We start from the raw sequence: 13,347 nt of genomic DNA on the forward strand, positions 1-13,347 counted from the left end.
TTAATGCCCACTAGCAAGCAAAGTGTTAATGTGCGCGTACCAGCGCCGGCCGCAATAATTCAACCATCTGATAGCAGTGGCTACTGTCAGAAAAATGATCAGTCCCGGCCAGAAGTAACTGGCCGCGCCAATCGCAGCTAAACCGATAATGGTCAGTAAGAATTGCGTGAAATTCTGAAATAACTGACCGATGGCTAGCATCACGGCGTTCTTTGTCGTTACATCAAACCGACTAACCAGCAATAGTGTATACCCGCCAGTGACCAAGACCGCGGCTAAGGCAAAGAACAAGATAAATTGCACTAGGAGTACCCAGAATCCAGTTAACTGGGCACTGAGAAATAGATTGTAAGCGAGCAGGGCAAAAATACCGGCAAAGCCCCAAAACTGACCATTAGCCAACCAAAAATACTGTTTGAAGTACTGCCACCCCGTCTTGAATTTCACGTTCTGGTAGTCGCTCTGGCTGTCTAGATACAGTTCACTGATCACCCGTAACGCTGGGCCAACGCCCAACACGATGCCGCCGATGAAGGTGAACGCCCAGAAGAATAGATTCAACAAAATCAGGACATAAACCTGTACGAAAACTTTTTGACTCAATTTACCAAGCATGATAGCGCTCTCTCCTCTCCCACTTACCAATATACCAGCTATGTAAGGAAAAGGGGTGCTGGAAGCACCCCTTTTCGTGAACCCATGTGATTACTTCTTTGCTAAGAATTCGTCATACTGCTTCTGTACGTTGGAAATCACCTTGTCGATACCGGCCGTCTTCAATTCTGCATCCATCTTCTTGATGGTGGGAATTGGATCAGCTGTACCGGTATCCAGCAGCGGGCCGTACTTGCTGTATACGTTGGCGATGTTAGACAGCTCGGTCTTGATGCTGGTAGTGTCCGGGTTGAAGCCCAGCATAGCAGATTCCTTAGCCGCCTTAATACTGTCATCCCGAGTCTTGATCATGGCGTCCGTGACGGTGTTCTGCGTGTAAAGGATGGCGTTGTTACCCATCATCCAGGCACCCATGAAGTAGCCCGGTTTATAATCCTTCAGGGTTTCAATCTTACCCTTCTTCTCATCGGTGAACTTCCATTGTTTGCCTTGAATCCCCCAAACAATCGTGTTCAACAGCTTAGGATCAGTATTCAAAGCATTCAGGACCTGCATAGCTTCCTTCTTATGCTTGGAAGACTTCGAAATGGCCCACAATGCAACTTGCGATTGTGCTTCACTCTTATACGGATCAGTAATCGGTTGATATTGAATGTCCTTACCGCCGGAAGCATTCTTCAAGGCAGTGTTGCCATAGTCGAACGGTCCAACTGTTTCCTGGCGCATGAACCAAGTATCCTCAGCGTAGTCATAACCCGTGGTGGACGTTGCAGCATCCTTGGGCAGATAGCCCTTTTCATACCACTCGTGGAGTACAGCCAAGTTCTTCTGTGTTTCAGGCAGATCATAGATGTTGTGGATCTTGGTGTCCTTGCCGGAAGAATCAACTACCAGCGGGAAGTTGTTGGTCAACGGATATTCCAGTGCCTTGTCAGATAATTTGAAGTCCTTACCAATGCCAAACGGTGCAACATTCGGCTCGTTCTTCTTGATTGTCGCCAGCAATTCCGTAGCGTCGGCGTAAGAATGAACCTTGCTGACATCCAGGTTATACTTCTTGATGAATGTTGGGTTGAAGGCCAGGGCGTTCTGGGCAAATACGTTCGCGTTAACCGGGAAGGCATAAATCTTATCCTTGATCGTCAGGCCTTTCCAATAAGCCGGATCAACTGCCTCATAAGCTTTCTTTGCGACACCATTCTTCAAATAATCGGTCATATCCGCATACGCACCCTTTTGAGCGTTGGTCGGATATTGTTGGACGAAGGCCAGGTCATAAGAATCCCCAGAAGTCACCATGACGGAATATTTCTGAGTATAGTCGCCCCAACCGATGAACTTCATGTCCAATTGGATATTGGGATACTTCTTCTGCAACTGTTTATTAGCAGCCGCGATGACTTCCTTATAGTTCTTGGTCTGATCGCCTGGCATATACATGCTGACGGTCACCTTGTTGGCTCCAGTGGAACTATTGCCAGAGCCGCCGCAGGCGCCCAGAATCAAAGCCATACTAGCCGCCATACCGGCGATTAGAACTTTACGCCATTGTTTCATGGTAGTAATTCTCCCCTCTGTGATGTGGAACACTAACTACTCAACTTCTCAACAACAACTTGCTTAACCTTTTACCCCGCCAATGGTCATACCTTTAACGAAGTATTTCTGGAAGAACGGATAGGTCAACGCAATCGGCAGAGTCGCAATAACGACCATGGCCATTCGGGTACCTTCCGTCGGAATTTGAGCCGCTGCGGCCCCGACGCTGGCCCCTTGAGTGGCCGCCTTGACCAACGCCGCCATGTTATTCTGAATGCGCACCAGCAGATACTGTAACGGCACTAGATTATCGCTATTGATATACAACAACGCGTTCATCCAATCATTCCAGTAAGCCAGAGCAGTGAACAAACTGATGGTGGCAATCCCGGGTACGGACAGCGGGATAACAATGCTGGAAAAGATCCGCAGCTCACCGGCGCCGTCGATCCGGGCCGATTCGATGATCGCATCCGGCACCTGGGTCATGTAGAACGTCCGCATGATCAAGACGTTCCATACCCCGAAAGCCATCGGCAGGATCAGCGCCCAGATATTGTCCCGCAGATTCAGCATCTGGGTAACGATCAGGTACGTAGGTACCATCCCAGGCACGAATAGCATGGAGATCAAGGCAAAAATCGTGAAGAAGCGCCGGTAACGAAAATCCTTACGAGAAATCGCGTAGGCATACGTGGCCGAGAACAAAGTGTTCATGATTGTCCCGACTACAGTAATAAATACCGTGACGAATAAGGATTGCACCACTTGACTGCCGAATTGTTTCAAATACACGTAACTGGCGATCGAGAAGTTTTTTGGCCAGAACTGATAGCCAAACAACGTGAGATCACTTTCCTTGGTCAGGGAAATGATGATGATAAAGAAGAACGGGAACAAACAGCTGAGAGCAAAGATTGCCAGAAAAATATTGAAGAACAGGTTGGCCCCACTGCTGAAGCTGCGAATATCCACTGCAGAAATACGTTTCTTTTGCCGCAACGGGCTCACCTACTTTCTATCGATTAGAACAGTGCTGAATCAGGTTCGTATCGTCGAGCTACCCAGTTGGCAATGAGCAAGAGGAGCAAGCCCACCACTGACTGGATTAGACCGGCAGCAGTAGCCATCCCAATATCATTGGTTTGAGCTAGGGCCCGGTAGATGTAGGTGTCGAACGTCTGCGTGACATTAAACAATGAGCCAGACTGTTTCGGTGCCAAGTAGAACAGTCCGAAGTCGCTGCGGAAAATACCGCCGATGTTCAAAATCAGCATCAAGGTCGCGATGGGCAGTAAGTGCGGCAAAATGACGTGACGAATCTGCTGCCACTTGTTGGCGCCGTCAATCATCGCCGCATCGTAGTATGACGGATCAATACCCATCACGGTGGCGAAGTACAGAATCGAGTTATACCCGATGCCTTTCCAAACACCCATGACGATAATGATCAACGGCCACCAGGTCGGATCGTTATACCAGTCTATCGGTTTGCCGCCGAAAGATTTGATTATGGAGTTGAACACCCCTTTGTCTGGACTTAAGAAAGCAAAAATGAAGAATGCCAAGATAGCCCAAGACAAGAAGTACGGGAACAGCATGCTGGTCTGATACACTTTCAGCAGCTTTCGGTTACGCAGCTGACTCATGACAATGGCGAAGAATATCGCAAAGAAGAAATTGAGAATCAGCATGGTCATGTTGTACCCGACTGTATTCCGAATCACGATCCAAAAGTCCGAAGACTGGAAGAAGAACTTGAAATTATCAATACCAGACCAGGGACTATTCAGCAGACTTTGGACAAAGCCGCCATCACTGTACGTGAAGTTTTTGAAGGCCACCACGTTGGCCAATACTGGGATGTAGAAAAACAAGATTAGGAAGATAGATCCCGGCGCCACAAACAGGAAGAACACGCGATTATCCCAAAGGTGACCGAAAAATGTATTGCGGTTCTTTCGGGCTTTAGGGTGAATGTGTACTTCCTCCGATGGTTTATGGGGATCGACCGTTGCTTCATTCATCCAGTATCGCCTCCTTTCCTGTATTTTTGCAGGTCACATACCTTACGCTCTTAATATATAGCGCTTTCAGACTTCCCACTAGGCAAATACTAAAGGAATTCGCGCACAAACTATAGGTCACCCTTACCATCCTATCCAATCGTCGAATTATTCCATCTATAAGATACTCATAGTCGTGCCTATCAACAAACTATATGTTTACTCGGTTCACTGGACCAATATTGCGGTGGGGATGGTCTTATGTTTTGTTTCGCCCACTTTATGTTATTTGTGCACCAAATATTGACACTGAGGACAGAAAAAGTCCCGGGGCAGCTTGGATTCTTCCCCGGGACTTCTTTTATCGGTTCTTCGCGCTGTTATGCGATTCAGTCATGCAGTATTGTGTTGCGACGCCGCTTCGATTTGACCGTTTGCCCATCTACCGTGAAAAATCAGTTAACCCATTGAACGTCAGTGTCGGCCCGTCCGTGACCAAGAACGTTGTTGGGGCGGTGAAAAAGACGTGATCCAGCGTCAGCCGGACGTGATCGTCGATGTGCAGCAGCGGCACATTGGTTGTGGGTGTAATCACACATTCTTTCAACCGGAGCGCTGCATTTTCACTGCGGCCGACAAACAGCGACGTTTCTGTGATATTAGCAATTTGAACGTTGTCGAACGTCAATGATTGGAGGGCGGGACCATCTTGCAGAGCCGTTGGTTCGCCCTGCAGGTAGGTCACCAAGTGAGACACGTGGTCAATGCTGGCGTTACGGATGGTCACATCGGCCGCCGTGGTGGTGACGGGATCCACTTGCATGGCGAAATACATGAACACATTAAGGGTGTCGAAGTTGTGATCCAGGAGATGGGGGAATTTCCCTGGTCCCCGGAATGTACAGTGGTCGAAGACGATCCCCGTACCGCCGACCCGCAGGTTGTTACAGGCAGTATTCAGATACGTATCGCGCACCGTCAGGTCCTGAATATCGTAACCGGCGAGGCAGTCGTCCCCGGTTTCGATACGGCACCCCGCGATGGTCACATGGCGAGCATGATGCAGATCAAAACCGTCGTGGCCGCCCAGAACGGTCACATCATTAATTACGACATCCTGACAGGCAGGCAGTACATTGGCCCAGTTCGCGGAATTGACCAAGGTATAACCTTGCAAGCGGACGCCTTGGACTCGGGCCAGCACGATGCCCATCGGTCCGCGAAAGTGTTCTTCGCCGTTAGGATCCCGCACACTGCTGCCGTCAATCAAACTGCCGGGATCGCCGGTAATGGCTACGTCCACGGCATCATAGGCGCAGAGCAGCGCCTGAAAATAATACGGGGGCAGATGCCAGTCCCGGATATACCGTGGATCGCTCAAATAGCGAATATCCGTCGTTTCGCCAAAATTGGTGTACTCTGCCAAGTCGCTGCTGCCCTGCACCACCGCCCCGCTTTGCAAGTGCAAGGTGATATGGCTATACAAACGCAAACTGCCCGTGGTAAACCGGCCGGCGGGAACCACCACCGTCCCGCCGCCGGCTGTCCGGCAGGCGTCGATGGCGGCTTGAATCGGCTTAGTTTGGACAGTGTCTGCGCCGGCTTCAGCGCCGTAATCCGTGATGATGAATTGGGTAGCGATCATCGTCATTAATCCTTTCTGAACCGATACGTGCGGATCTCAGCCGGCCGCAAGGGGTCAGCCGGCTTGGCCGGCAGCGGATGTTCCAAGAAATCAACGACGTCGGTCGGGAGCGCGCCGCGATAGCTGATCGCCACGGTCTGGGGCACATCCGTCAGATTGTACCCCCGTACCAGCAGATCACCGCTGGCCGGACTGACGTGCAGGGCGGTCACGGCAAAGGCGGGATTATCCACGGTCAGATACGTGTTAGCATTCGGCAAAGTGCCCGTTTGCGCGGCGGGCAGCTGAACTGTCGTCAGGCCGATCTGCCCGGCCCGGGCCAATTGCCAGGTCGCCTGGGTATCAGCGGCCGCAGCGGTGTGCGTCTGGAAAGTTAAATCGGCATGGAACGGCCCCTGACATTGGGCATCGGGTGTCGGGAAGTAGCCCCAATCCCCCATTTCCCCAACGCAGCGCAGCAAGGTCACCGCAATGGTCCCCGTCTTTTGCTCGATCTGGTATTCGTTGAGGCCAAAGTTGCCTACTGTCACCCCAACCTGATCGTTGCTGAGATCCACAAACGCCTGCTGGTGCTGGGGATCTTCCGGATTGCGCCAGGCTTTGCCCGGCGTGTTCGGGCGGGTCACTGCTTCAAAGATCGACTCCGCTTGATGATGATCGCTTTGAATCCCCGTCACGAAGCGGGCTTGAATCCGGTGGTCGCGCATCTGGTTGTCACCGGTCAAGTGAATCTGCAGCTGCCGGCTCTCGCCGGCTAAGGTCAGGACCACATGCAGCACCAGCTCGGCGGTCTCGCCGCCGCGGACGGCATGACGTTGGGTAATATCGGTCACACTCTGCTGTTCCATGGCCAATTGGGCATCGGCCGCCACCGGAATGGTCAGGGTCTGGTCATAGGCTAGCGTCTGGACCCCATTGCGGTTGGTCCGGACAATATTCCGGGCGGGACCGGCCGGGATGGGCTGGTCGTTTTCCGCTGCTTTATAAATATATTCATTACCAATATCCCCGGTATCCGTGAAGACCAGTTTGGTCCCATTCATCGTCACTGTGCCGTCAGCGGCCAAGGCCACGGTCAGCGCCTCGTTGTGCAAGGTGGTCCCGTGATCCTCAGTCACCATATCCTGGCCGGCTTCGCCAGTCGTCAGCGCGTAGCCTTGCCAGCTGAACGCCGGCACGGTCACCGGCAGGGTCACGGAGATGTACAAGCCCATGTAAGGCACCCGGAAGGCGCGGTCCGGCAAGTCGTAATTGAAGCGGACAACCGTGTCAGAAATGTGCGCCGGCACGACTTGGCCGGACGCATCAATGACCTGCAAGGCCGGCAGATTTTGCCGGATTTCTTCTAGTTTACGATACTGCTGTTGCGGGCTGCCGGCGCTAAAGGGCGCCCGGGCCCACTCCACTGTGACCGTGGCCGCGGCCGTCTTGGCTGCCCCGGCGGTGTTGATCACTAAGAAAGGCTTGCTGGCGGCGGGGAAATCTTGGGTATCGATCTGCCCAGCCAGCTTGGTCAGCGCCGTTTTCGTCAGCCATGTGCCCACTTCCTGGGCGCGGGCGTAGCGATCCAGCATTCCCTTGTGCACCGGGTCCACGGAACAGCCGCAGATGCTGTCGTGGGGATCGTTTTGCAGTAAGGTCTGCCAGGCATAGGTCAAGCGGTCCTGCATGCTGTCTTCAGTCAAACTGCTGAGCGCCATCAAGGGTTCCGCATGGTTTTCCAGCAACCGTTCGGTCGTTGTATTCTGTTGTTTCAAATACACTCGGCTGGACGCTGTATTGGCCAGGGTATACCAGCCGCTGGTTGCTTGGGAAGTGAGCTCCCCTTTAACCGTGGTCAGATCGGCGGGTAAATCGGCCTTCAGGGCCGCAATGTAGTTAGCAAAATTTGAATGGATGAACTCATAATCCGGGAACAACTCCCGGGCCACGGCCAGGGCCTGACTCAAGTTCTTTTGCACCGGCTGATGGTCGACGCCATTCATGAACAGCAGGTCAGGCGTAGCGGCATACCGTTCGGCCGCCGCCAGATGCTCAGTCCAATAGTGCTTGGCCGCCACCGGATCCGCCGGGATTTCGTTCCCATTGCTGTACCAATTAGCAAAGAGAATGCCCAGCACTTTGGACGCATCTGGACTTTGCCAATACATTTCGGAATACGTGGAGTCATAATCCCCCAAGGGACCAGTAGTATTGTTGAACCCGGTCGGCGTCACGCCGCGGCCAAAGGCAACCGTATCTAGGCCGGCCAAGCGGGACATCTGGGGCACCTGACCGGCATTGCCAAAGGTATCCGGATAATAGCCCAACGGCACCGGCTGGCCCCATTTGTCAGAGAAGCGCCGGCCGAGGATGGCATTGCGGGCGTTGGCTTCGGCGCTGATCAAGAAGTCGTCCTGCAAAATGTAGAACGGCCCGATACGCAACTTGCCCGCGTCGATCCAGTGCTGCAGTTCTGCCCGCTTCTCCGGCCGTACGGCTAAATAGTCGTCCAGAATGATCGTTTGACCGTCCAAGTGGAAGCTGTTGAAATCCGGATCGTTTTCAAACAAGTCAAACAGATCATCGATCAGCTGTACCAGCCGCATGTGATGGTCTTCATAAGCCATATACCACTCGCGATCCCAGTGACTGTGGGAAATAACAAATACCTTTTTCTTCGCCATGATTTTTCTCCTTTACTGCCGCACACGCAGGTCAACGTAGTCCATGACCAGCTCACAGAACATCATATTGGCCCAGGAGAACCACTCCCGGGTGTATTGGGTGGGATCGTTCACTTGGAAGGATTCATGCATCATGCCGGTACCGCCGGTGGTTCGCGTCAACAGATCCAAGTACGCGGCCTTCTCCGTCCGATCCGCCGTGGTCAACCCTTCCATGGCCAGGGCGATCGGCCAAATATAGTGCGGCGGCGTGTGGGGCGACCCCAAGCCGCCGCCGACCCGGCCCTTATAATAGTAAGGATTCTCCGGACTGAGGATCGTCCGGCGGGTGTCCTGATAAACGGTATCGCTGGCCTCGACATAGCCAAGATACGGTGCGGACAGCAGATTGGGTACATTGCCGTCATCCATCACCAAGGCGTTGCCCAAACCGTCTACTTCGTAAGCGTAAATCGTCTCACCGGCGGCGTTCTTCACCGTGCCGTACTGATCAATGCCGTCTTGAATCTCTTGGGCTAATTGCAGAAAATCAGCGGCACTGGCGGTGTCTTTCAGTACGTCGGTGTAAATGTCGGCCAGCTGGCGCAGCACGACGACGGCAAACATGTTCGCCGGCACCAAGTACCCATAAACACACGCATCATCACTGGGTCGGAAACCGCTCCAGGACATGCCGGTATAGCCCACCGGTCGGCCGACGCCGTCAATCAGCGTATCCTCCGGCCGGTCTTCCGTCCGTTCAAAGCGGTAGGGTGACGTCTCGTGATGCTGTTCGGTACGGATCACATGGATCATTTTCTTGATCGCCGCTTGGAATTGGGCATCGAAATGATCCGTCCGCCCGGTGTTGCGCCACAACAGATAGGCCAGTTGCACCGGATAGCAGAGAGAATCCAGCTCATACTTCCGCTCCCAGATCCAGGGCGTCATCGTCGTCGCATCGCTCTGGTGGCCGGCATAATTGGCTTTCAGGTTGAAGGCATTGGCATACGGATCGTGATCCATATTGAAGAAAAGCCGCTGCACCACCCGGCTGATGATATCGGCCATCCCAGTATCGGTCTGGGCCAACACAAGATACGGCCGAATCTGAGCGGTGGTGTCCCGCTGCCACATGGCAGGAATATCGCCGGTGAGCACGAAGATCCGGTCCGGGCCATCGGGTTTCATCGCATTAGCTAAGGTGTCGGTGAAGGTCCGGGCAAAAATGTCGGCCCAATCGGCGTGGCTGCGGCCGCAAAGGGTCCGGACTTGGTCCACAAACCCCTGCACAGCGGGGGTAACGTATGAGGTCATAGTGTAATCGCTCCTTGGTATATTTTTATACCGAAAGTATATCATGTTGTTTAAAAGAAATCGCTCCCATTATGGCTATTTGCTCAAATAAGTGGTATCTTTTGCGTATACCAAGTGCAGAAAGGACGGTCTATGACAGCCAAATACCAAGTAATATACCAATCCCTGCGCCAATCCATTCTCTCTGGCCGATTGGCGCCCAATACCCCGCTGCCCAGTGAAAACGCCCTGGCCATCAAATACGGCGTGAGCCGTATCACCTCGAAACGGGCGCTGAATGAACTGGCCGCCGCGGATCTGATCTACCGGGTGCAAGGGGTCGGCAGTTTCGTCAAGGGCCACCGCACTAGTAACGGCTCGCGCCGTATTCTGCTGGTGATCCCTTTCGCTGACAGTCACGGCATCGGCAATTACGAACAGGGCATCAGCGACACCCTGGCCGATACAGATTGGGAACTGTTGAGTATGCCCAATCAGCAATTCGCCGCGCTGCCGATCAAGCAGATTCAGCAGGAATATGCCGGGGTGCTCTACTATCCCACCACCCTCAGTGCCGATACCGCGCGGCTCATTACGCTTTACTTAGCCAAGATCCCCATCGTGCTGCTGGATAAAACCATTCCTGGCGTCGCGATTCCCAGTGTGACGGCGGATAACGAGGCCGGCGGGCAGTTGGCCGTCCAGCATCTGCTCAAGCTGGGCCACCGGCGTATTGCCTTTCTCGCCCGGACCAACTTCTGGGACACCTTCACCGGTACGGTCAGCGCCCGCTTCTTCGGCTATCTCAATGGCTACCGGGATGATCCGCCAGCCGCCAGTGATCCGCTGGCCTGGGCCCAGGCCCTGACCACCCGCGCCCTGCCCAGTGAACGGGCGGCTTTCCTGCGCCAAGAAAAAATCAGCGCCGTCGTGGTGGAAAATGATTTAGAAGCCCTGCGCTTCATGCAGCAACTCAAACAATTGGGCTGGTCGCTGCCCGCTGATCTGAGCGTGGTCGGCTTCGATGACTTGCCGGCGGCTCGCTTGCAGGAACCGGCCCTGACCACGATCCGCCAGGATTTTGTCCAGATTGGAACCGAAGCTGTGAACACCCTGCTGGCTCAAATGAACGATCCGGCGGCCCGTCTGCCGGAGCATAAACGCGTCCCGGTTACCCTGGTGACCCGGGCATCCACTGTGCCATTCAACTAAAGGAGTGATTCTATGTTACGCATTGATACCCGCCAAGGCACTGCCAGCCATCCTGACTTTTCCCACGGCAACACCCTGCCGCTGACCGGGGTGCCCTGGGGGATGCACTATCTCACGGTCCAGACCAACGGGGACCGGGGCGCCTGGTTCTTCGACCCGGCCAGCCGCCAATTCGAAGGGATCCGGCTGACCCACCAGCCTAGTCCGTGGATCGGTGATTTCCAGCACTGTCTGTTCCGGGCCACGACCAATAAAGCGGCCGGCACGTACCAGCCGGACCGGGCCACTTTTTCCCCGGCGGTCATCGATATTTACGATGAACCGCACCAACTGCGCACCCAGGCTACGGCGACCGCCCGGGGCGGGGCACTGCGGTACACCTCGGCGGCTCGGGAGTTCACCTTCCAGATCCAGGCCCCGGATCGTTGGACGATCGTCCACCAGGATAATCGCGGGGTGGTCCTGCAGCTGCAAAACCAGACCGCCAGCGCCGATCCCGATTTCAGCATGTACCTGGCGGTCAGCTGCGACACCCCGTGGCACGCCGAAGATACGCCCCTGGCCTACACCATTTCCAACAGCCAGCCGGTGGTCATTCATTTCACAGCGTCCTTCATTAGTGCCGAGTACGCCCAGCGGGCCCTGGCGGAACTGGAACGGCAGCCTTTCACCAAGCTGGTGGCGGCGAATACCGCTGAGTGGGAGAAAAAGATGGCCCTGTTCACGGTCCAGGATCATCACGCGGACCGGGTACAAACTTTCTACACCAGCTGGTACCGGTCCCTGCTGTTCCCCATGCGTTTCTATGAATACGACGCGGCCGGCGGGCCGGTGCATTACAGTACCACGGAACGGCGGGCCTTGCCGGGCCGGTTGTACACCAATACCGGGTTCTGGGATACTTACAAAACCACTTTCCCCCTACTCGCCCTGGTGCAGCCGACTCAGTATGGGTACTTCTTGGAAGGCTTCTTGAATAGTGCCAAAGAAACCGGCTACCTGCCCAAGTGGCTTTCCCCCGATGAACGGGCGATGATGCCGGGCACGATGGCCGATGCGGTGGTCGCAGACGCCGTGGACAAAGATATTCGGCCGGATCTGTGGCCAGATTTATTAACTGCAATGGTCCATGGGGCCGAGACCCCCAGCGACGATCCCCATTATGGCCGGCCTAATTTGAAAGATTATCAAACCTTGGGCTATGTGCCAGCAGATATTCCCGAAAGCGTCAACCAGACTTTGGATTACGCCTATTCGGACGCCCTGATCGGCGTGGTGGCCACAAAATTGCAGCGGCCGGACATTGCCGAGGATTACGCCCCCCGGGGCCAGAACTATCGGCATTTGTTCGACCCAAAATTTGGGCTGATGCACCCCAAGTCGCGCACCGGGACATTCTTAAACAGCTTCAATCCCTACACGTGGGGCCAGGGATTCACTGAAGGCAGTGCATGGCAAAACAGCTTCGCCGTCTATCAGGATATCCCTGGACTGATCGACCTGGCCGGCGGGCCGCAGGCCTTCCTCCATACTCTGCACACCCTGGCCAACGCCGCACCACGCTATAATGTGGGCAGCTACCACGGGGTGATCCACGAAATGGCCGAAATGAGTGCCATTGATTTCGGCCAGATCGCCATTTCCAACCAGCCCAGCTTCCATATTCCCTATCTCTTTGCCCTGGCCGGCGAGCCGGCCAGTACAGAGCTGCTGGTCAAGCAGTTGCTGCTGCATGCGTTCAATGCCGGACCGGCGGGCTTCCCCGGAGACGAAGATAATGGCTCCATGAGCAGCTGGTATATCTGGTCGGCGCTGGGCTTGTATCCGCTGCGGCCGGGCTTTGGTGATTACGTCTTCGGTATTCCGCTGTTTGACGAGGTGACCATTCAGCTGCCGACTGGACCGCTGACGCTGACGACCCAGCGGAATCAGGACTACCGTCTCTTCGTTGATGCGCGCCAGCGGGATGACCGCGCAGTGACCGGCCCGACGATCACGCACCGCGATTTGCTGGCGACTTGGCAATTGACCACGACCCTGGGGCTGCTGCCCAAGGGGTAAGAAAATACCCGCATTCTGGCCGGTGGGGCGGTGCCCCGTCAAGTGGACAGCTCAAATATTAAAAGGTCGTTCTCGTGTTGTTCCCCAATTAGGGGCGAATTAGTTACTGATTTTGGCAGTCCGCAGGGGCTGCCATTTTTGATCCAAGAACTTTCCTAATCAAATGGTCCTTCTGGAATAGTTGGATACCGATTTAGTGCCATCTCATACGTTCCCATAGAGATGCGCTTGGCCTTGGCTATCACATTTTCTGTGTAGATTTGGAACCTTGTGCGGGTCGGCGTTACAACAAATACAAGGTCGACAATCGAATCGCTTTCTTCGTCGT

9 protein-coding genes are annotated in these 13,347 nt (G+C 54.4%); 2 read left to right on the forward strand and 7 right to left on the reverse strand.

Going from position 1 to position 13,347, the window contains the following annotated elements:
* The 7 genes from H627_RS0104645 to H627_RS0104675 all read right to left on the reverse strand — a co-directional run bounded on the left by H627_RS0104645 (position 1) and on the right by H627_RS0104675 (position 9,767).
* Complete coding sequence (locus H627_RS0104645; RefSeq protein WP_035439963.1) at positions 1-615, reverse strand: YesL family protein; 615 nt, start codon at positions 613-615, stop codon at positions 1-3.
* A gap of 90 nt (positions 616-705) precedes the next feature.
* Complete coding sequence (locus tag H627_RS0104650) at positions 706-2,172, reverse strand: ABC transporter substrate-binding protein (RefSeq protein WP_027827996.1); 1,467 nt, start codon at positions 2,170-2,172, stop codon at positions 706-708.
* A gap of 63 nt (positions 2,173-2,235) precedes the next feature.
* Positions 2,236-3,156: a carbohydrate ABC transporter permease gene (locus H627_RS0104655; RefSeq protein ID WP_027827997.1), complete on the reverse strand. Its 921-nt coding sequence runs from the start codon at positions 3,154-3,156 to the stop codon at positions 2,236-2,238.
* A gap of 23 nt (positions 3,157-3,179) precedes the next feature.
* Entirely contained in the window at positions 3,180-4,181 is a 1,002-nt protein-coding gene (locus tag H627_RS0104660; protein WP_081674671.1) for an ABC transporter permease, read from the reverse strand.
* Between the two features lie 421 nt (positions 4,182-4,602).
* Complete coding sequence (locus H627_RS17025; protein WP_162261539.1) at positions 4,603-5,805, reverse strand: glycoside hydrolase family 28 protein; 1,203 nt, start codon at positions 5,803-5,805, stop codon at positions 4,603-4,605.
* 5 nt (positions 5,806-5,810) lie between these two features.
* Positions 5,811-8,471, reverse strand: coding sequence for an alpha-mannosidase (locus tag H627_RS0104670; RefSeq protein ID WP_027827999.1), 2,661 nt, complete (start codon positions 8,469-8,471; stop codon positions 5,811-5,813).
* A 12-nt stretch (positions 8,472-8,483) separates the two neighbouring features.
* Positions 8,484-9,767, reverse strand: a complete 1,284-nt coding sequence (locus H627_RS0104675) for a glycoside hydrolase family 125 protein (protein ID WP_027828000.1) — start codon at positions 9,765-9,767, stop codon at positions 8,484-8,486.
* A 132-nt stretch (positions 9,768-9,899) separates the two neighbouring features.
* Between H627_RS0104675 and H627_RS0104680 the strand changes: the two genes are divergently transcribed.
* The gene (locus tag H627_RS0104680; protein WP_035439964.1) at positions 9,900-10,958 is read left to right on the forward strand and encodes a GntR family transcriptional regulator; all 1,059 of its coding nucleotides are present in this window, start codon (positions 9,900-9,902) and stop codon (positions 10,956-10,958) included.
* A gap of 12 nt (positions 10,959-10,970) precedes the next feature.
* Entirely contained in the window at positions 10,971-13,019 is a 2,049-nt protein-coding gene (locus H627_RS17030) for a GH92 family glycosyl hydrolase (protein WP_035439965.1), read from the forward strand.
* The last annotated feature ends 328 nt before the right edge of the window (positions 13,020-13,347 follow it).

It is taken from the genome of Schleiferilactobacillus harbinensis DSM 16991 (assembly GCF_000425885.1).
In the GTDB taxonomy this organism is placed as follows: domain Bacteria; phylum Bacillota; class Bacilli; order Lactobacillales; family Lactobacillaceae; genus Schleiferilactobacillus; species Schleiferilactobacillus harbinensis.